Below are 19,838 nucleotides of genomic sequence, written 5' to 3' on the forward strand. Positions count from 1 at the left end.
GTGCCCCCGGCGGTCACTGCGCGGTCGGTCGCGCGATCGCCGTCCGCAGCTGCAACCAGGCCACGAGGCGGGTGTCGGGGTCGTCGAGGTCGATGCCGAACCGCTCCTGCAGCCGGCGCAGCCGGTACCGCAGGGTGTTCTCGTGCACGTGCAGCCCGGCGGCGGCGCGGATGATGTCCCCGCCGGTGTCGAGGTAGGTCAGCAGCGTCTGCGCGTACGGGATCGCGCTCTCGTTGCTGTTCACCAGGTCGGCGACCGCGGGCAACCGCATCCGCTCGTCGGCGTCGACGACGGTGGTGAGCTGCAGCAGGGCCATCTGGGCCCGGACGTCCTCCACGAGCGCGGTGGCGCCTGCGGCCACGACGCGGAGGACGAGCTCGACGTCCGTGCGGGTCCGTCCCAGCTCCCCCAACCCCTCCACGGTCGCGCCGACCGCGACGCCGACGTCGGTGCGCAGCGCCGACCGGCTGCGCCCGACGATCTCCTCGCCCAGCCGGCGCAGCCACCCGCGGGAGGTGTCCGGGGCCGAGACCACCAGGTACACGGTGTCGCGTTCCTCCAGAACGACGACCGCCGACTCCACCGACGACGCCAGCACCCGCGCGAGGTCGCCGACGGCGCCCGCATCCGCCCGCGCGTCGCCGTTCTCCCGGCCGGCCCGACGGCAGAGACGCACGCCGAGGAGGGTCACGGAGCTGCCCGTGGACAGCCCCAGCCGCGGTGCGACGACCGAGGGCAGCGTCCGCCCCTCGAAGAGCTCCCACAGCAGCTCCGCGCGCGTCCGGCGCTCCAGCTCGGCTCCGTCGCGCAGCTGCAGCAGGTGCAGCGCCGCGAGCCGGCTCCCGGACAGCAGGGCCTTCTCGCCGGCGGCGTCCACCGGAGTCTCCTCGATCGCCCAGATCGACCCCAGCACCTGCGAGCCGGATCGCACCGCGACGACGACCCGGGGCCCGCTGTCCGCGTCGGCCGGGAGGTGGAGGACCTCGGTGGACCGGTAGACGCGCGCGTACTTCTCGTCGGCGAGCTCCTGGTGGGGAACCCGGCGCCCCAGGATCTCGGCCCGCCGGACCTCGTCGATCGGTTGGTCGGCGTGCGAGGAGTAGGCGAGGACCTGGCGGGTGACGTTCTCGATGACCACCGCGCCGCCGAGCACCGCGGCGAGGGTGTCGGCGAGTGCGAACAGGTCTCCGGTCGCCCCGGTGGCGCCTCCCGGCGCGCTGCGCACCGCGGCGGTGAGCATCTGCAGCGCGTGCTGCCACGGGGTCGAGCCGCAGAGCACGAGGACGGGCGGTACCCACCTGCTCGCCTCCCGCGCCACCCCTTCCGGCACGTCCTGGTCGCGGACGACCAGCGCCGCGGCGACGGGACGCTCACCGGGCTCGAACACGAGCCCGTCGACGCACAGCAGGATGGTCTCGGGGACGTCCGGGAGCGGCTCGCCCCGGCCGTGCAGCCGCACGTCGGTCACGGTCACGTCCAGCTCGTCCGCACCGGATCCGACGCGAAGTGCCCCGCCGAGCATCTCGACCACGGATCGCAGGACGGGCATGCGGACAGGCTAGCTGCGGCCTCCTGGCGGGGAGCGCCTCGACCGATCGCGTGGCTCGTGCCCGGCGATCTCACCCGACGTCCGATCAGGCCCGCGGGGTGCCGGACTGCGCTCGAGGGCCCCCGCCGACCGGGGAGGCCCGGGGGGAGCCGCGTCCGGGGAACGGCCGCCATCGACCTCGAGCACGGGAACGGGCCTGCTGATCATGGTGACCGCGGTCCCGTCGACGCCGTGCCGGATGCGGACCTTCTCCATGCACTCGTGCACCGTCCTCAGCCCGTAGCCGCGCTCGCTCGCCCGGGTGCGCCACCGACCCTCGTCGCGCACGACCACGACGATCCGGCGGGCGGACCCGTCGACGACGAGGCGGCCGATGACCTCGACGTCCCCCGGCTCCGCTGACCGGTAGGCGTGCTCGACGGCGTTCGTGCACGCCTCGCTGACCGCCAACACCGCGTCGATCCGTTCGGGCTCCGGCCATCGCAGGCCGCGGAGCCAGGCGTTGAGCCCGGCCCGGAAGAAGATCAACTGCACCGGGTCGGCCGCGAACCGGATCCGGTACTGACCGGTGGCTGCCGTCATCGGTCCAGCATGAACATCTGCGACGCCGGGCGCGATCGGAAGCATCGTTCGGGCCGGACGTCCCGTCCCGGCTGCGCCTCACCGCTACCTGCCGACGGTCTGCCGCTCGGGCTCGATGAGCGCGACGACCCGCTCCCCGGCCCGGGAGTACGGGCCGCCGATGTAGTCCGTGGCGATCCGGTCGACGATCTCCCACGCGGCGTCGCCCTCGACCCACTCGACGACCCTGCCCCGGATGCTGATCGGTTCGAACGGGTTGTCGATCGGGGTCATCGACAGTGCCACGCGCGGGTCGCGCTGCATGTTGTGGGTCTTGCGATAGCCGGGGCCGGTGATGATCGCGATGCGCTCGCCCTCGGCGGCGACCCAGACCGGCACGGAGTGCGGGGCGCCGTCGGCGAGGATGGTGGCGAGGTGGGCGATCACGGTGGTGTCGAGCACGCGGCGGACGTCTGCATCGATCATGGTGGTCGATCTCCTGTTGTCGATTGGCGGCGGCGAGGGGGTCAGCGCTCGACCGCGTGGTGCAGGTGGGTGACGCCGGGGACGGCGACGGCATCGATGAGGCGCAGCCGGGTCGCCCCTACGACAACCGGCCCCGCTACGAGTACGTGCTGACGGAGAAGGGCAGCGAGCTCGTCGACCTGCTCATGGTCATGACCGGCTGGGGGGACCGCTGGCGAGCCGGAACGGCCGGGCCGCCCGTGCTCTACCGGCACCACGCGTGCGGGCAGATCAGCAACGTCGACCTGCGCTGCGACCACTGCGGCGAGCCGATGCACGCCCACGACGTCGATCCGCTGCCGGGGCCCGGCTCGGCCGAGGTCGAGACGGGGTGACATCCGCGCCCGCACGAGCCGAGCGCGGGTTCTTCGGCTGTTCGCTGCATTCGGTGTCGGACGAGTGAGGAGTACTACGCTCCCGGCGTGGCCGAGTCGCGACCGCAGCTGTCCGCCGTCGAGCAGCGAGTGCTCGGTGCGCTGTTGGAGAAGCAGCGCACGGTCCCGGCGAGCTACCCGCTCACCCTCAACTCCTTGCGCACCGCGTGCAACCAGGCGAGCAGCCGTGAGCCGGTCACCGACTACGACGACTCGGTGCTGCAGGCGACGCTCAAGGAGCTCAGGGACCGCGAGCTGGTCCGGCCGGTGTGGACCGGCGCGGGATCCCGGGTGGTGAAGTTCCACCAGCGGCTCGAGGAGCACCTCGGGGTCGGTGCGCCCGAGCTGGCGGTGCTGACCGTGTTGTTGCTGCGTGGGCCGCAGACCCCCGGCGAGCTGCGGGCCCGGACCGCGCGGTTGCATCCGTTCGAGGACCGCGCCGAGGTGGAGGCCACGCTCCGCGGGCTCGCCGAGCTGCCGGAGCCGTTGGTCGTCGAGCTGGAACGCGGGCCGGGGCAGCAGGATCGCCGATGGGCCCATCTGCTCGGACCGCTGCCGGAAGCGGCACCCCCGCCCGCACCGGTCGATCGGGACGTCGTCATCGCCGAGGGTGCCGACGTCCGCAACGCCCGTGTGCTCGCCGGATACGAGGCCGCTGCGGCGGGCTACGCGCGGGAGCTGTCGGGCGAGCTGGCGCACAAGCCGTTCGACTGCTGGCTGCTCGACCGCATCGCCCGCGACGCGGACGGCGGACCGGTCGCGGACGTCGGTACCGGGCCGGGACACGTCGCTGCCCGGCTCGCGGCATCCGGGGCCTCGGTGCTCGGGGTGGACCTGTCGCCTGCGATGATCGACGCGGCCGGGAACCTGTTCCCGGACGTCGAGTTCGAGGTGGGTGACCTGACCAGACTGCTGCGCCCGCGCGCCGCGGCGGGGTGGTCGGCCATCACGGCGTGGTACGCGTTCGTGCACATGGCCGCCTCCGAGCTCCCGGCCGTGATCGCCGGCCTCGCCCGGGTGCTGATCCCCGGCGGACGGTTGGCGTTCGCCCTGCACGCGGGTGAGGAGGTGCGCCACGTCGACGAGCTCTTCGGCGCGCCCGTCGACCTGGACCTCGTGCTGCACAACCCCTCTGAAGTGGTCGCCGCCGTCACCGCCGCCGGGCTGGTGGACGTCGAGTGGTACCTGCGTTCCCCGCTCCCCGACGTCGAGACGCCCACCGACCGCCTCTACGTCGTGGCGCGCCGCCCCCTCTGACCGACACGTCGCCCGGTCGCCGACGCTCGTCCGCCCACGCCATTCTCCCGTGGCCGGCGGAACCGCCGTTCGCGCAGGTCAGCGCCGCCCATTGCCCGTGCTGGCAGTCAGAGTGCCGGGTGCGTGCCTCGGCCGCGCTGAACCTGCGGCAGCGTCGGCCGGCCGGTCGCTCCGGTGCTGCTTCTGGCGTGCACGAACGGCAGCGGGGTCGAGATGCCCGCTGCAGAACGTAACGGCGCGGTTCGGGGTGAGCCGTAACGACTCGACGACGGTCCGCGAGTGGGGAGCCGATCATTCGAGATAGGAGACACCCCGATGTCCCACCCGAACTACCCGATTCGGCGTCCGCAGGCCGGCCCGGAGCAGCGCTACGGGCTGCCCGACGGGCTCACGCCAGAGGAGCGGGCGGCTGCCGACGCCGCAGTGGCTCGTCTGCGCGCCGAGCGGGATGTCGCCGATGCGGACGCCCGGGGCCGCGCCATCGCCGATCCGTACGGGCCCGCGCCGCGGCACGGCGCCACCGCTGCCGTGACGCAGCCCGTGGCGCCGGTGGCCAGGAATGGCCTCGGACTGGCTGCCGCGATCGTCGCGCCGGTCGGCATCGTTTTCGGTCTCGTCCCGCTGACCGGGTTCATCGCCGTGATCTGCGCCTTGGTCGCTGTTCCGCTTGCCCTCGTCGGCTGGTCCCGGGTCAGGAGGGGCAAGGCGACCAACGGGAAGACCGCGATGACCGGTCTGGTCCTGGGTGCCGGCGCGTTGGCGCTCGGTGTCTGGGGGATGACCATCGTGTTCGGAGCGGTGGACCAGCTCGCCGAGGACCTGTCCGGGCCGGCGCCCATCGCCGCCCCTGCGGTGCCCGGCCCGGCTGGGCAGCAGCCCGTCATCGAAGCCGAGCGGCCCGCCGGCGCAACTGGGCCGCTGACCACCGCGTTCGGGCAGCGGGCGACCTTCGATGACGGGCTCGCCGTCGAGGTCAGCACGCCCCAGCCGTACAAGCCGAGCCGGTACGCGGCGGGCCACGACGGGGACCGCGCCGTCACGTTCGACATCACCGTGGTCAACGGGTCCGACGAGCCTTACGACGCCGTGATGACGGTCGTGAACGCCACGCACGGTGGGCGCCAGGTGTCGAGGATCTTCGACAGCGCGAACGGTGGCAGCGAGAACCCCGCCGGGACGGTGCTGCCCGGCAAGTCGACCACGTTCACCATCGCGTTGTCGCTCGGGGAGGCCGTGGACGAGCTGCAGCTCGAGGTCACCCCCGGTTTCCTCGGTGAGCCGGCGATCTTCACCGGACAGGTGTGATCCGTGCCGTCTCCGCGGTGACGCCGGTCGGCATGGCGAGCAGCTGAGGCATGTTCGTTCGCCGAGATCCGTGGTCTCGTCGAACTCCTCGCCTGGTCAGGCGAAGACGTCGGCGACGTAGCGGGCGCGGTTGCGTTGCATGTCGGCGATCCAGGCCTCGGCGTCGGCGGCGGTGGCTCCGGTGGCCTCCTGGTAGATGCGCGTGCAGGTGTCGTAGACGGCCGGGGCCATGCGGCGGCCGTCGCCGCAGACGTAGAAGATCGCGCCGCGCCGGACGAGGTCGACGACGTCGGCGCGGTCGGCCCACAGCCGGTCCTGGACGTAGCGGACGTCGCCGTCGGGCCGGCCGGAGAACGCCGCGCGCAGCGACACGATGCCGTCCTGCTCCCACTCGGCGAGCTCGTCGCGGTAGAGGAGGTCGACGTCCGGGTGGTCGCAGCCGAAGAACAGCAGCGCAGGCGCCGGGGTGACGCCCTCCTCGGCCGCGCACAGGGCGCGGTCCTGCAGGAAGCCGCGGAACGGGGCGATGCCGGACCCGGCCGCGACCATGACGATCGGCGTGTCGAGGGACTGCGGCGGGTGGAACGCGGTCTGCGAGGGCCGCACGCTCACCGCGACCTTCGTGCCGGGGCGGGCGCCGGCCAGGTAGGTCGACGCGGCCCCCTCGTAGACCCCGATGCCCGACAGCGCCGGTGCGGTGAGCACCGCGATGGTGAGCGTGACGTGGTCGTCGCTCCACCGCGGCGAGGAGGAGATCGAGTACTGGCGCGGTGCGAGCGGCGGCAGCGTCTGGAGGAACGTGCCGAACGGCAGCTGCACCGAGGGGTACCGCACGAGCAGGTCGAGCAGGCTGACCCGCTTGTCGAGGACCTCACGGGTGTAGGTGTCGTCGTCGGTGACGAGGGCACGCAGCGCGTCGCGCTCGGGCGGGCACGGGGTGCTGTCGGCGAGCTGGGCGATCTGGCGCCGGCCCGCCGGTGCGGAGAGCTCGACGTAGCTCGACAGCAGCTCCCCGGCGGTGATCGGCTGCCCGGTGGGCAGGAACGTGTCGCCGGTTCCGGAGAACTGCACGACGAGCTGGGCGTCGTAGGCGAGGTCGTAGCGGGAGAGCGCGCGGTCCACGGCGGCAGCGGGGTTGAGCGGCAGGACGGCCAGGTAGTCCCCGGCGCGGTAGCTCATGCCCTCGGGCAGCGCGATCTCCAGGTGCCGCTTGCTGCGCCCCGGGGGCGCGTCGGGGCTGGTCAGCTCGCGGTTCGCGACGATCGTGCCGAGCGCGAGCTCGTTCGTCCGCAGCAGCGGCTCGCGGACCGCGCCGACGAAGGCGACCTCGAGCTCGGCGGTCGGCTCCGGCTCGGCGGACGCGTGGCCGAGCGCGGTCGCGACCGCCGGCCAGAACCCCTCGTACCAGGCGTCGAAGTCGCCGAAGAAGTCGCCGCGTGCGTTGGCGGCGCCGCGTTCCATGAGGCGCTCGGCGCCTGCGGCGGCGAGCTTGTCGTCGATCAGGGTGGGGATGGCCTGGTAGGTGCGGGCCCAGTCGGTGTTCCCGCAGCCGAACACCGCGTACCGGACGCCGTCGAGGCTGCCGGCGGCGAGCGAGTCGGTCCACGCGGTGAAGCGGCGGGCGTTGTCCGGCGGCTGCCCCTCGTAGGAGGAGGTCACGATGACGACGACGCCGTCGGTGGGCAGGTGCCCGGTCGCGGTGTCGAGCGGGTCGATGCTCGGGGTGTAGCCGCGGCGGCGGGCGTCGTTCGCGATGCGCTGGGCGAACGCCTCGCTGGTGCCGGAGTTCGACCCGTACAGCACCCGGATCGGAACGCCGTTGCCGGTGACGGCGGGCTCGGGCCGCTCGGCCGCCGCCTCGTCCCCGGCGGAGCGGACGCCGGCGTCGACGATGGCGACGGGGCGGCGGCGCACCCGCATCGTGAAGCCCTCGGGCTTCATCGTCAGCGTCTCGTGGATGACCAGCTCGTAGGCCGGGTCGGCCGGTTCGAGGTCGAAGCGCTGCAGCAACATCGCGAGGAACAGCTGCGCCTCCTGCAGCGCGAAACCCCGCCCGATGCACGAGCGGCGACCGTTGCCGAACGGCTTCCACGCATCCGGCGGCAGCTGCTGGGCGCGGTCGAACGCGAACCGGTCGGGGTCGAACCGCTCCGGGTCCTCCCACACCGCCGGGTCGCGGTGCAGCACGGGGGTGAGCACCAGCAGCACGTCGTCGCGACGCACCGCGTAGCGGCCGCCACCGATCCTCGTCTCCTCGTCGAGCGGCCGCACCGCGAACGCGGGCGCGGTCGGCCACAGCCGCAGCGTCTCGCGCAGGATCTGGTCGAGGTAGCCGAGGCGGGGCAGGTCGGCGAGGGTGGCGCGCCGGTCGCCGAGGACCTCGTCGACCTGCGCCCGGGCCCGCGCGAGGACCCCGGGGTGGCGCAGCAGCTCGTAGAGGGTGAACGTGAGCAGGCCGCTGGTGGTCTCGTGCCCGGCGATGAGGAAGGTCACGAGCTGGTAGCGGATGTTCTCGTCCGACAGCCGCTCACCGGTCTCCGGGTCGGCCGCCTCGAGCATCGTGTCGAGGATGTCGCGCTGCCCGGGTGGGGACGGCTGTCGGCGGCGCTCGGCGATGAGCCGGTCGGCGATCGAGTACATGATGCTCTTGTCCTCGTCGAACTGCCGCCGGGACAGGAGCATGAGCCGGTTCTGCAGGGGTAGCCGCCGGGTCCGGGTACCGGACTCGACCAGTGCGCGCACCATCGCCCCGACGAACGGGTGCATCTCGTCGCGGTAGAGGCTGTTGAACCGGTAGCTGAACGCGCACAGCGCGATGGTGTCGAGGGTGAGCCGGGTGGTGTTGTCGGCGACGTCGATGACGTTGTCCGGGCCGAGCCGCTCCCACTTGAGCAGCAGCTGCTCGGCGATGTCGGCCATGCCGTCGAACATGGTGCGCAGCGCGGGCGGGCCGAACGCGGGCATGAGGATCCGGTGCGCAACCTGCCAGTTGTGCTCACCGGTCTCGGCGGTGAACAGCCCGTCGCCCGCGAACTCCCGCACCTCCCGCAGCGGCCGGTGCAACTGCTTCTCGAACCGCGTCTCGTCACACAGCTCGTGAGCCAGCTCCTGGCCGCCGACGACCACCAGAGCGGTCCCCGGAAGGTCGAGCCGGTAGATCGGCCCGTGCTCGGCGGCGAGCCGCATCAGGCCCTGCACCGTGCCCCGCGGATCCATGTCGGGCAGGTTGCCCACCAGCGGTGTCGGGTGCGGCTGCGGGATCTGTTCGAGTGCCACGGGTTGTTCCTCTCGTCGCCGCGTCGGCGGTGCGGTGGCGATCCTTCAGACCGGCGACGGGGTCCGCGCGTCCGGGGGCGTCCAGTTCCATCGGTCCGGTGACCGGATCGCCGGTCGCGGGTACCCGGTCCCACGGATCGGATGCGGGCGCCGGGATCTCGGGCACGGAGGCGTCCGGCGGGCTCAGCGCGCGAGCCAGCCACCGTCCACGGGAACGATGCCCGTGACGTAGTCGGCCGCGCTGCTGGCCAGGAAGACCGCGGCACCTGCGAGGTCGTCGGGCTCGCCGAAGCGGCCCATCGGGATGCGGTCGAGCAGGGCGCGTGAGCGCTGCCGGTCGTCCCGCAGCGGCTTGGTGTTGTCGGTTGCGATGTAGCCGGGCGCGATCGCGTTGACGCAGATCCCCGACGCGGCCCACTCGTTCGACAGCGCGCGCGTCAGACCGGCGAGGCCGGTCTTCGCGGCGGTGTAGCCCGGAACGTTGACACCGCCCTGGAAGCTCAGCAGCGAGGCGGTGAAAATGATCTTCCCTGGGCGGCCCGACCCGATCATCGCCGCTCCGACCTCGCGGGCCAGGACGAACGGGGCGGTGAGGTCGACCTCGATGACCCGGTCCCACAGCTCGTCGGGTGTTCGGCGGCGGCGCGTCGCGCGATCGTGCCCGCGTTGTTGACGAGGACGTCCACCGGGCGGGGCCCGGCCCGAAGCGTGCCGGCGAGCTCGCGCACGCCTCGCGGGAGGCGAAGTCGACCCGGTGGGCATCGAACGACCGGCCGAGCGAACGAACCGTCTCTCCGACGGCACCGGCGTCGTCGGGCATCGTGGCGTTGACGCCCACGATGTCGGCACCCGCGGCGGCCAGCGCCTCGGCGATCGACCGCCCGATCCCGCGTCCTGCGCCCGTGACCACCGCGAGCTTCCCGGTGAGATCGAACATGCCGCTCACCGCCGCTCCTCTCTGCAGTCGACGAGCACCTCCATGGCGTCTCCGGACGCGTGATCAGCCCATCGGCGAGGATGGTGGCGGCCGCCACCAGTGACACCGCCTCGGTCACGTCGGCGCGCGATGCCCACCTGCGGTTCGGCGCACCACCGGAATGGGCGATCATGCCGGGTATGCAGCAGTGGACCGATCTCATCGGGGTCGTGGTGTGGCCGATCGTGGTCGTGTTCAGTGCTCTGCTGTTCCGCAGAGCGGTTCGGGACATCCTCACCAGGGACGACGTGTCCTTCACCGGGCCAGGTGGGATCGGGTTCAGCGCCCGTCGGGCCACCGGGGCACTGCTGGATGCGGAGGAGGACAAGAACCGCAGCGCAGTCGGCGGTACGCCGGGCCGTGCGGCCGGGGACGGCGACGGCCGGCCGGTGTCGGCGGTCGAGGTCGCGGACCAGGTGCGCGCGGTCGGGGCCGCGGTGCGGCGCCTCGGCCGCAGCCCTCGCCTGCTGTGGGTCGACGACCGGCCGAGCAACAACCGACACGAGCGCTCGGCCCTGGAGAGCATGGGCATGATCGTGGACCTCAGCACGTCGACCGCGGACGCCCAGCGCAAGCTCCAGCGCCGCACCACGTACGACCTGGTGATCTCCGACATGGCACGCCCGGAAGACCCGCGCGCCGGTTACGTTCTGCTGGACTGGATGCGCGAGCGGGCCTATGACGCCCCGTTCGTCATCTACAGCTCTTCGAACAGCGCCGCCCACTACGACGAGGCCGTGTGCCGCGGTGCGGTGGGGAGCACGGCACAGCCGGCCGAGCTGATCGACATGGTGCTCCGGTCACTGCGAGACGTCCGGCCCCGCCGCCGCTGGTGGCAGCCGGGCTCGCGGTAGCTCACCGTGGTGTAGTCGCGTCCCGCCCGGTCGGCGAGCTCGCCCACCCCGATCGGGCCGTACCGCTGGATGCCCACCAGCAGGGGGAACAACGCCCGGTCCAGGGTGATGCCGGCTTCGGCGAGGAGGACCTCGTCGCACCCGCCTCCCGCGTCCGGTGGGGGCCCCGCCCCCACCACCGGCCGACGTCCCCACCGTCCTGTCCGGATCGTCGGCGAGCACGTGCTCGGCGCCATCCCGGACACGTTCGAGGGCAGCTACGAGTGGGTGCTCGGCCGCACCGCCCCGTCATCGTCGAGCTCCCCGTTCGCCGGTGCGTTGTGAGGCGGGCAGGTGCGGGTCAACCGCCCAGCGCGATCGCGATCTTGCCGCCCAGCTGGTCCCGCGCCGCCTCGAACGCCTCCTGCGCCCGTTCCAGCGGGAAGACCGGGTCGAGGAACGGGCCCACCTCGACCGCGCCGGTGTGGATCAGGTCGACCGCCTCGCGGAAGGCCGTGAGCCCGGGCTCGACCTGGGTGCTGTGGTTGTGCTCGATCGAGGGCTGTTTGTTCCACGCCTCGTTGTAGTCCCAGGTCGTGGGGCCCTCGGGCTTCTCCGGGAAGCCGAAGTAGCCGACGCGGCCCCGCGGCCGCACCGCGTGCAGGCTCTGGATGCGCGTCTCGTCGTACCCGACGGCCTCGATCACCAGATCGGCGCCCGCCCCACCGGTGGCCTCCCGCACCGCCTCGACGAACGACCCCTCGGTGACGTCGACGACGACGTCGGCACCGAACTCCTTCGCGATCCGCAGCCGCGACGGCGCCTTGTCGGCGATCACCACCGTGGAGAAGCCCGCGCGCCGCGTCAGCTGGGCGAAGAACAGGCCCGCTGACCCGGCGCCGCAGATCGCGGCCGTCCGCCCGGTGGCGGACCCGACGACGGCCTCCGGCCAGAACCGGCGCATCGCGTACACGGTGGTGCCGAGCTGCTGGGCCATCAGCAGCCGGTCCACGTCCCCACCGTCGGGCAGCTTCACGAGCGACCGGGCCGCGACGGCCTGCCACTCGGCGAAGCACCGTGCGTCGCGCGGCACCGGCGCGACGAGCACGGCGTCGCCAGGGGCGAAGCCGGGGGACCGGGACTCCGCGACCGTCCCCACCCCCTCGTGCCCCGGGAACCCCGGCGCCGCCGGGAACTCGCCGCGGTGGAAGCCGTCGAAGACGATGTGCAGGTCGCTGCCGCAGATCGAGCCGCGGTGCGAGCGGACCAGCACCTCGTCGTCGCCCAGCTCCGGGACGGGGACCTCGACCGTCTCCAGCCTGCCCGGTGCCACGAGCTGCACTGCCCGCATGACCACTCCTAACCCTGGTAGCTCGTGTAGTCGAAGGTCGAGTACTTCTTCTCCCGGGTGGTGACGAACTCGACGAGCGCGGGCGTGCCCGCCTCCGTCGCCGCGATCGCCTCCCGCAGCGCGGGCGCGATCCGCCCGGGCTCGGTGACCCGCTCGCCGTGCAGCCCGAAGGCGCGCGCCATCGTGGCGTAGTCGCCGGAGATGTCGGTGCTGCCGAAGCGCTCGCGCGAGGTGGCCATGATCCGGTCTTCCATGGCCATGGAGAAGTTGTTGAACAGCACCGACAGGATCGGGACGCCGGCGCGGGCGCAGGTCTCCAGGTCCATGCCGGTCATGCCGATCGCGGCGTCGCCCCACACGTTGACGCACAACCGGTCCGGCCGGGCCAGCTTGGCCCCCATCGCCAGTCCCAGGCCGTAGCCGAGCTGGGTGGACTTGCCCCACCCCAGGTAGCTGTGCGGTGCGACGGGCCGCCAGAACGGGGAGAGCTCGTCGCGGGGGCTCCCGGCGTCGTGCGTGACGATCGTGCGCTCGACGTCGACGAGGTGCAGCAGGTCCCAGATCACGCGGTACGGCGAGAGCGGCGTCTCCGCGCTGGTGAGCAGCGGCATCCAGGAGTCGAGCCACCGCGTGGCCTGCTCCCGGATCCGGGCGGCGACCTCGCCCGCCCGGCCCCGCGGCCCACCGCCGAGCCGCTCCCGGACGGCCTCGATCAGCAGGTCCAGTGCGAGCGCGGTGTCGCCGAGCAGCGCGTGCTCGGTCGGCACGTTCTTGTTCAGGTCGCCCGCGTCGACGGTGTTGTGCACGAACGTCTTCCCGGCCGTCGGGAAGCGGATCCCGAACGGGGTCGCGGTGAAGCTCGCCCCGATCCCGAACACGACGTCGGCGTCGCGGACGTGCTCGAACACCGCCCGCGGCATCGCGACCCCGCCCGAGCCGAGTGCGAGCGGGTGCGTCTCGGGGAACGCGCTCTTGCCTTCCAGGCTGGTGGTGACCGGCGCCTCCAGGAGCTCGGCGAGGACGCGCAGCTGCTCCCACGCCTTCGCCCGGTGCACGCCCTGGCCCGCGTAGAGCAGCGGGCACTCGGCCGCGACCAGCGCGGCCGCGGCCGCGTCGACGGACTCGGTGTCCGGCGCGGAGCGCAGCCGCCGCGAGGGCACGTAGGCGTCGAGCCCCGGTGCCTCCTCCGTCCACACGTCCGCCGCGATCTCCACCAGCACCGGCCCCGGGCGCCCGTTGCGGGCCTGCGTGAACGCCCGCCGCAGCGCGGGAACGAGCGCCGCACCCGTGGTGACCTGCTCCGTGGCCTTCGTGATGTGCCGGAAGTTCAGCGCGGCGTTGAACGCGGGCGGCACCCAGGTCTGCGTGCGCGGCGACCCGCCGGGGATCACGACCAGCGGAACCCCTTCGGAGTGGGCCTGGGCCACCGCGCCGAACGAGTTCTCCACGCCCGGGCCGGCCTGCATGCAGAAGACGCCGACGGTGTCCCCGAGCCTGCTGATCGCATCCGCCATGTGGATGCCGACCCGTTCCTGCCGGACGATCAGCGGCCGGATCCCCGCGGCGGCCGCCGACTCGATGAGCGGGTTCAGCGGATAGGCGAGGAGCAGCTCGACGCCTTCGCGGCGGAGCACCTCCGCGGCGGCTGCGGCGACGTCGGGTGCGCTCACGGCTCGATCACTGTTGCCCTCCTCGGCTCAGGTTCCCGACGCCTGCACCGCGGCGCCCGACGCTCCCGCGCCACCGAGCTTCTCCGCTCGGGGCGGCGCGCGTCACGCCATCCCGGCAGGTTCGGGACACAAGTCCTGCACGACGCACGCGGTTCGACTCGGTGCTGTTCGCACACACCCCGTGGTAGCAAGTCGGGGTGACCAAGACCGACTACGTCGACGACCCGAGGGCGCCGAAGCCGAACAGCCTTGTCGTCGGGGTGACGACGTTCGTCCAGGACGACCGCGGCCGGGTGCTGCTCATCGAGCGGGAGGACAACGGGCAGTGGGCGTTGCCGGGCGGGGGCCAGGAGGCCGGCGAGTCGACACCCGCGGCCGCGGTCCGCGAGACGGTGGAGGAGACCGGCATCGAGGTCGAGGTGACGGGCCTCGTCGGCATCTACTCCCATCCCGGGCACGTCATCGCCTACGACGACGGGGAGGTGCGGCAGGAGTTCTCGATCTGCTTCCGCGCCCGGCGGGTCGGCGGCGAGCTGCGCACGAGCCCCGAGTCCACGCAGGTGCGCTGGGTCGGGCCGGCCGCGCTCGACGGCCTCGACATCCACCCGCGGATGCGCGTTCGGATCGACCACGGTCTCCGCGGCGATCCGCAGCCGTACCTGGGCTGAGAACGCCTGCGGTCACCCGGCCGGGAAGCGGCAGCGCAGGGCGCGCAGCACCGACGGGTCCGGCACGGTGCTCGACGCGCCGCCGGTCACGCTGTGCCTGACCCGCCGCGCGGACAGCCAGCCCTCCCGCCGCCCTCATCGCCCGGCAGCTCACCCAGGCCACGGCGAAGGACCTGGTGCCCCCAGGGACCGACGCGCCCGGATGGGGGGCAACTTCACAGACCCAGCACGGGCTTCACATGAGGCCGGCCCTGTGTGAAGGCGGGGCGGGGTTTGTGAAGTGAGGGCTGATGGGGCACTAAATTGGCCGCGTGAAGGCGATCCTGCTGGAGAACATCCACTCCGTCGCGGCAGCGGCGTTCCGGCGTGCGGGCTTCGAGGTCGACGCGCGTTCCGGCTCGCTGAGCGAGGACGAGCTCATCGCCGCGTTGCCCGGGGTGTCGGTGCTCGGGATCAGGTCCAACACGACCGTCACCCCGGCGGTGCTCGACGCGGGGAAGGACCTCCTCGCGGTGGGGTGCTTCTGCATCGGCACGAACCAGGTGGACCTGGAGAGCGCGGCCGAGCGGGGCGTGGCGGTGTTCAACGCGCCCTACTCCAACACGCGCAGCGTCGTCGAGCTGGTGATGGGCGAGATCGTCGCGCTGGCCCGGCGGCTCACGGAGAAGACCCAGCGGATGCACGAGGGGGTGTGGGACAAGTCGGCGAAGGGCAGCCACGAGGTCCGCCGCCGCACGCTGGGCATCGTCGGCTACGGCAACATCGGCACCCAGCTGTCCACCATCGCCGAGGCCTTCGGCATGCGGGTGATCTTCTTCGACACCGCGGACCGGCTGGCCCACGGCAACGCCAGCCGGGTCGGGTCGCTGGAGCAGCTGCTGGCCGAGGCGGACGTGGTGAGCATCCACGTCGACGGCAGGCCGGGCAACGCGGGTCTCTTCGGCGCCGAGCAGTTCGCGATGATGAAGCCCGGTGCGGCGTTCATCAACGCCTCCCGCGGGATGGTGGTCGACGAGATCGCCCTGCGCGACCACATCCGGTCCGGGCACCTGTCCGGCGCCGCCATCGACGTCTTCCCGCTCGAGCCGAAGGCGCAGGGCGACCCGTTCGACTCGCCGCTGCGGGGACTCGACAACGTCATCCTCACCCCGCACGTCGGCGGCTCGACGCAGGAGGCGCAGGAGGGGATCGGGCACTTCGTCGCGAACAAGCTGATCGGGTTCGTCGAGGCGGGAGGCACGGCGCTCTCGGTCAACCTGCCGCAGGTGGCTCCGCCGCATCCCCAGGGCGCGTTCCGGATGGGGTACCTGCACGAGAACCTGCCCGGCGTGCTGGCCGGGATCAACCGGTTGCTCGCGGACGCCGGGGTGAACGTGGTCGGCCAGTCGCTGTCGACGCGTGGCGGGCACGGGTACGTCCTGACCGACACGGACGCCGTGCTGTCGGACGCCACCCTGTCCGCGCTGCGGCAGTCGCCGCAGACGGTCTGGCTGCGCTCCTGGCGGCTCTGACGCGGACCCAGGACCCGATCAGCGAGGCGATCGTCGCGGCCACCTCGGCGCCCGTGACCCGGCGGTCGGCGAGCGCCAACGTGCGTCCGTCGAAGCAGAGCGCTCCGCCGACGTCGAGGACGACATCCGGGACGGGCGTGTTCACAGCCGGGATTGTCAGGGTCCGGCTCCGGCGACGCTGTCGAGAACCCGACGACGGGTGCGGGGAACGCGCCATCTCGGAACGCTAGCGCGGTGGCGTCCTCGCCTTGGGTACGCGGCCCAGCACCGGCCGCAGGATCGGCGCGTTCCGGGCCAGGAACTCCCACAGCTGGTCGGCCACCGGCCCGTGCGGCCGGTCGCGCCGGCGCGCGGCGGACAGCTCCTCGACGACGCCGGGGAAGTGTCGTCCGGCCACCGAGAGCAGGCGCCGGTCGCGCAGCTCCGTCTCGATCATGAACCGAGGCAGGTGCCCCCACGCCATGCCGTGCAGGATCAGCTCCTTCTTCATCAGGTGGTCCGGCACGGAGCACCGTGGCGCGCCCTCGACCAGGAAGTGGCCCGGCTCGGACGGGTGCCGCGCCGAGTCCCGGATCACGCACTGGGTGAAGGCCTGCATCCGCTGCGGCGTGAGGTCGGTGTCCGGGGGGAAGGGCAGGAAATCGGGCGCCACGACCGGCACCATCGCGACGCGGCCGAGGTCGATCCACTCCATCCGGACGTCGCTCTTGGGGACGCGGTGCACGATGAGGTCGGCCTCGTCCTCCCGCAGCCGCTCCCACGGGCCGGTCACCGCCTCGAACTGCAGGTGCAGCCGGGTCTGCGGGTGCTGCGCGAAGAAGCGGCTGAGCAGCGCGAGCACCGGTGGGAGCGGGCACAGGTCGCCGAGCACCACGCGCAGCTCGGCCTCCTCGCCCATCGCCAGCTGCGTGGCGTACGTGCGCAGGTCCTCGGCCTCGTGCAGCAGGAAGCGCACCTTGCGGTGGAAGGCCCGGCCCGCCTCGGTGGGCCGCACCCGGTAACCCGAGCGGTCCAGCAGGCTCAGGCCGAGCTGGCGCTCCAGCTTGGCGACCGCCGCGAACACCGAAGGGTGCGAGCGGTGCAGCCGCTCGGCGGCAGCCTGGAAGCCGCCGTCGTCCACGACGGCGTCGAAGCACTGCAACTCGTGCAGCGTGAAGCTGGACATTGTCGGTGCAGCCTACAGGGTAAGTCCGATCTTTGTAATGGATTTCTGCAGCGCCGTTCCTAGGCTGAGGACATGGAATCCCCGACCCTCGGCTCGATCACGACCGGTGACGGCGTACGGATCGCCTACCGCTTCGACGGTGAGCAGGGCTTGCCGGTGCTGCTGCTCTCGAACTCGATCGGTACCGACCTGCACATGTGGGACGGCCAGGTCGCCGCCCTGACCGAACACTTCCGGCTGCTGCGCTACGACGCGCGGGGCCACGGCGCCTCCGACGTCCCGAGCGGCCCCTACTCGCTGGACCGGCTGGGGCGTGACGTGGTGGAGCTGCTGGACGCGCTCGGCCTGCAGCGGGTGCACGTGCTGGGCCTGTCCCTCGGCGGGGTCGTCGCGCAGTGGCTGGGGATCCACGTGCCCGAGCGCGTGGACCGCCTGGTGCTCTCCAACACCGCCGCGTACCTCGGCCCGCCGCAGCAGTGGGACCGGCCGATCGCCGAACTGCTGGCTGCCCCCGACATGCAGGCCACCACGGAGAACTTCCTCCACAACTGGTTCCCGGCCCACATGCTGCGGGGGGACGACGAGGTCGTCGAGGGCTTCCGCCGCACGCTGCTGGCCACGCGGCGCGAAGGCGTGGCCGGCAGCTGGGCCGCGGTGCGCGACTACGACCTGCGCCGCACGGCCGCGCTCATCCCCAACCCGACGTTGGTGATCGCGGGCGAGCACGACACCGTCACCTCCGCCGCCCACGGCAAGGAGATCGCCTCCATCGTCCCGGGCGCGCGGCTCGCCGTGCTGCCGACCGTGCACATGGCGAACGTCGAGCGGCCTGCCGAGTTCCTGGACGCGGTGCTGACCTTCCTCACCGGCGGGCCCGTGCCGGGCCCGTCGACCCCCGGACCACGAGCCGCGGGGTGAGCCGGCGGGTGCGTGGGAGGCCCGATCCGGCGGGCTCCATCGCCAGCCGCAGGGCGGTGGCGCCCATGTCCTCCAGCGGCAGCCGGACCGTGGTGAGCGGGGGAGTGACGTCCTGCGCGATCAGGATGTCGTTGAACCCCGCGACCGACACCTCGGCCGGCACCCGGACGCCGCGCTCCCGCAGGTGTGACATGGCCCCGACCGCCATCTGGTCCGCGGTGCCGACGAGCGCGGTGATCCCCGGGTGCTCGGCGAGCAGGTGTCCCGCGCCGTCGCGGCCGCCGTCGCGGGTGGCGGGGACGTGGCGCACGTGCACGGTGCCGCCGTGGTTCTCGAGCGCGGCGCGGAGGCCGTCGATCCGGTCGATCGTCGAGGTCAGGTCGGCGATACCGGCCAGCACGCCCACCTCGCGGTGCCCGTGCGCGGCCAGGTGCTCGCCCAGCTCACGGGCTCCGCGCGCGTTGTCGACGAGTACGCCGTCGACGTCGAGGTCGGGGTGCCCGATGGCGACGACGCGGCCGCCGGTCGTCAGGTACGCCCGCACCCGCTCCCGCAGGCCCGACCGGTACCGCTCGTCCACCAGCTCGCTCCCGGCGACGATGATCACACCGGTCCGGTGGGTGTGCAGGAGGGTGAGGTACTCGAGCTCCCGGTCGACGTCGCGGCCGGTGTTGCAGATGGTCACCAGCATCCGGTGCCGGGAGGCCAGCTCCTGGACCCCGTCGATGATCTGGGAGAAGTAGGGGTCGCCGACGTCGCCCGCGAGCACCCCGACCGTGGCGAGGTCGCCGCCCAGCAGGGCGCGGGCATGCGCGTTCGGCACGTAGTGCAGCTCGCGGGCGGCCTGCTCCACGCGGGCCCGCAGCTCGGCCCGGACCGTGTAGTCGCTGCCGGACAGGACCCGCGACGCCGTGGGCACCGACACACCGGCCCGGCGCGCGACGTCACGCAGGTTGACCGCCACGTCGAGAAGGATAGGGACGTGCGAGGCGGGCGGGACGTGCGGCGGATCGGCATCGTCGGGGCGGAGAGCAGCCACACCGGCGAGCTGTTGCGGCTGGTCAACGACGAGGGGCGGGTACCCGGTGCGCGGGTGGTCGCCGTGGTGCCGGTCGACGTGGACCCGCGTGCCGCGGGGATCGACCCGGCGCTGGTGGCCGGGTCGCCCGACGAGCTGATCGGTGCCGTCGACGCCGCCCTCGTGCTGACCCGGGACGGCGCCACGCACCGCGCTCTCGCCGAGCCGCTGCTCGCCGCGGGCCTGCCGGTGTGGGTGGACAAGCCGTTCACCACGTCCCTCGCCGACGCGCGGGCGCTGATCGGGACCGCTCGCCGGGCAGGCGCCCTCGTGTGGTCGCGATCAGCGCTGCGCTTCCCGGCGGCGGTGCGGCGGGCGGCCCGGCTCGCCGCAGGGGGTGAGCTGCGGCACCTGCACCTGGTGGGCCCCGCGGATCCGGCGAGCCCGTACTCGGGCATCGCGTTCTACGGGATCCACCTGCTCGAGTCGGCGGTCGAGGTACTCGGCACGGCCGGGTGGGAGCGGGCGCCGATGGCGGTGCAGCCCACCGCGCAGGCGGTCGTGGCCACCACCAGGCTCGCGGGCACCCCGGTGACCTGCACGTTCGTGCCGCCCGGCGACAGTGGCCCCATCCCGTTCCACCTCAGTGCCGTGACTGCGGACCAGGTCCGGACCGAGGTGGTGGACCTCGGGCGGGACTACCTGCTGCCGGCCGCCGAGGCGTTCCTCGCAGCCTGCGCCGCGCCGTCGTCCGCCCAGCCCGACGACGACCTGCTCGCGCCGGTGCGCCTGGTGGAGGAGCTGGGAGCGGCACTGGGAACGGCGCAGCGCTGACCCGGTCCGGTTGACGTCTCCACGTCCGGGGATCTACCGTCTGCGCA

Annotated in this window: 17 protein-coding genes and 1 pseudogene; 8 read left to right on the forward strand and 10 right to left on the reverse strand. The window is 72.9% G+C overall.

Annotated features, from left to right (window positions below; all coding sequences use genetic code 11):
- Positions 1-13 precede the first annotated feature (13 nt).
- The 3 genes from ABEA81_RS31425 to ABEA81_RS31435 all read right to left on the reverse strand — a co-directional run bounded on the left by ABEA81_RS31425 (position 14) and on the right by ABEA81_RS31435 (position 2,596).
- On the reverse strand, positions 14-1,549 hold the full coding sequence (locus ABEA81_RS31425) for a PucR family transcriptional regulator (protein WP_345610095.1): 1,536 nt from the start codon (positions 1,547-1,549) through the stop codon (positions 14-16).
- Between the two features lie 9 nt (positions 1,550-1,558).
- On the reverse strand, positions 1,559-2,131 hold the full coding sequence (locus ABEA81_RS31430; RefSeq protein ID WP_345610097.1) for an ATP-binding protein: 573 nt from the start codon (positions 2,129-2,131) through the stop codon (positions 1,559-1,561).
- 84 nt (positions 2,132-2,215) lie between these two features.
- Positions 2,216-2,596, reverse strand: a complete 381-nt coding sequence (locus ABEA81_RS31435) for a TIGR03618 family F420-dependent PPOX class oxidoreductase (protein ID WP_345610099.1) — start codon at positions 2,594-2,596, stop codon at positions 2,216-2,218.
- A 65-nt stretch (positions 2,597-2,661) separates the two neighbouring features.
- Between ABEA81_RS31435 and ABEA81_RS31440 the strand changes: the two genes are divergently transcribed.
- The 3 genes from ABEA81_RS31440 to ABEA81_RS31450 all read left to right on the forward strand — a co-directional run bounded on the left by ABEA81_RS31440 (position 2,662) and on the right by ABEA81_RS31450 (position 5,571).
- Complete coding sequence (locus ABEA81_RS31440; protein ID WP_425570754.1) at positions 2,662-2,970, forward strand: winged helix-turn-helix transcriptional regulator; 309 nt, start codon at positions 2,662-2,664, stop codon at positions 2,968-2,970.
- An 87-nt stretch (positions 2,971-3,057) separates the two neighbouring features.
- Positions 3,058-4,266 (forward strand): DUF480 domain-containing protein, encoded by a 1,209-nt coding sequence (locus tag ABEA81_RS31445; protein WP_345610101.1) that lies wholly within the window; start codon positions 3,058-3,060, stop codon positions 4,264-4,266.
- A 315-nt stretch (positions 4,267-4,581) separates the two neighbouring features.
- On the forward strand, positions 4,582-5,571 hold the full coding sequence (locus ABEA81_RS31450) for a DUF4190 domain-containing protein (RefSeq protein WP_345610103.1): 990 nt from the start codon (positions 4,582-4,584) through the stop codon (positions 5,569-5,571).
- A 96-nt stretch (positions 5,572-5,667) separates the two neighbouring features.
- Here ABEA81_RS31450 and ABEA81_RS31455 read toward each other — a convergent pair whose 3' ends face one another.
- From ABEA81_RS31455 to ABEA81_RS31465, 3 genes and pseudogenes are all read right to left on the reverse strand, one after another.
- Entirely contained in the window at positions 5,668-8,847 is a 3,180-nt protein-coding gene (locus ABEA81_RS31455; protein WP_345610105.1) for a bifunctional cytochrome P450/NADPH--P450 reductase, read from the reverse strand.
- A 183-nt stretch (positions 8,848-9,030) separates the two neighbouring features.
- Positions 9,031-9,609: an SDR family oxidoreductase gene (locus tag ABEA81_RS31460; protein WP_345610107.1), complete on the reverse strand. Its 579-nt coding sequence runs from the start codon at positions 9,607-9,609 to the stop codon at positions 9,031-9,033.
- Positions 9,610-9,628: 19 nt separating this feature from the next.
- Positions 9,629-9,784, reverse strand: a pseudogene (locus ABEA81_RS31465) (SDR family NAD(P)-dependent oxidoreductase); the annotation flags it as partial.
- Positions 9,785-9,843: 59 nt separating this feature from the next.
- Between ABEA81_RS31465 and ABEA81_RS31470 the strand changes: the two are divergent.
- Entirely contained in the window at positions 9,844-10,677 is an 834-nt protein-coding gene (locus tag ABEA81_RS31470) for a response regulator (RefSeq protein WP_345610110.1), read from the forward strand.
- Between the two features lie 340 nt (positions 10,678-11,017).
- Here the strand turns inward: ABEA81_RS31470 and ABEA81_RS31475 are convergent, their stop codons facing one another.
- Both ABEA81_RS31475 and ABEA81_RS31480 read right to left on the reverse strand, forming a co-directional pair.
- Positions 11,018-12,007, reverse strand: coding sequence for a zinc-binding dehydrogenase (locus ABEA81_RS31475; protein ID WP_345610113.1), 990 nt, complete (start codon positions 12,005-12,007; stop codon positions 11,018-11,020).
- An 8-nt stretch (positions 12,008-12,015) separates the two neighbouring features.
- Positions 12,016-13,677: a thiamine pyrophosphate-requiring protein gene (locus ABEA81_RS31480; protein ID WP_345610116.1), complete on the reverse strand. Its 1,662-nt coding sequence runs from the start codon at positions 13,675-13,677 to the stop codon at positions 12,016-12,018.
- A gap of 197 nt (positions 13,678-13,874) precedes the next feature.
- Between ABEA81_RS31480 and ABEA81_RS31485 the strand changes: the two genes are divergently transcribed.
- A complete protein-coding gene (locus ABEA81_RS31485) occupies positions 13,875-14,345 on the forward strand; it encodes an NUDIX hydrolase (protein ID WP_345610118.1) in 471 nt (156 codons plus the stop codon).
- A gap of 311 nt (positions 14,346-14,656) precedes the next feature.
- Positions 14,657-15,856 carry a phosphoglycerate dehydrogenase gene (serA, locus tag ABEA81_RS31490; protein WP_425570755.1) on the forward strand — a complete coding sequence of 400 codons (1,200 nt, stop codon included), beginning with the start codon at positions 14,657-14,659 and terminating at the stop codon, positions 15,854-15,856.
- 226 nt (positions 15,857-16,082) lie between these two features.
- Here serA and ABEA81_RS31495 read toward each other — a convergent pair whose 3' ends face one another.
- Positions 16,083-17,021, reverse strand: coding sequence for a LysR family transcriptional regulator (locus ABEA81_RS31495; RefSeq protein WP_345610120.1), 939 nt, complete (start codon positions 17,019-17,021; stop codon positions 16,083-16,085).
- 72 nt (positions 17,022-17,093) lie between these two features.
- Here ABEA81_RS31495 and pcaD point away from each other — a divergent pair, with 72 nt between their 5' ends.
- A complete protein-coding gene (gene pcaD / locus ABEA81_RS31500) occupies positions 17,094-17,939 on the forward strand; it encodes a 3-oxoadipate enol-lactonase (protein ID WP_345610122.1) in 846 nt (281 codons plus the stop codon).
- On the opposite strand, the gene ABEA81_RS31505 is transcribed toward pcaD, so the two are convergent.
- A complete protein-coding gene (locus tag ABEA81_RS31505) occupies positions 17,884-18,903 on the reverse strand; it encodes a LacI family DNA-binding transcriptional regulator (protein ID WP_345610124.1) in 1,020 nt (339 codons plus the stop codon). The genes pcaD and ABEA81_RS31505 overlap by 56 nt on opposite strands.
- A gap of 18 nt (positions 18,904-18,921) precedes the next feature.
- Between ABEA81_RS31505 and ABEA81_RS31510 the strand changes: the two genes are divergently transcribed.
- Positions 18,922-19,791 (forward strand): Gfo/Idh/MocA family oxidoreductase, encoded by an 870-nt coding sequence (locus ABEA81_RS31510; RefSeq protein WP_345610126.1) that lies wholly within the window; start codon positions 18,922-18,924, stop codon positions 19,789-19,791.
- Positions 19,792-19,838: the final 47 nt, after the last annotated feature.

This window comes from Pseudonocardia adelaidensis (assembly GCF_039543345.1).
In the GTDB taxonomy this organism is placed as follows: domain Bacteria; phylum Actinomycetota; class Actinomycetes; order Mycobacteriales; family Pseudonocardiaceae; genus Pseudonocardia; species Pseudonocardia adelaidensis.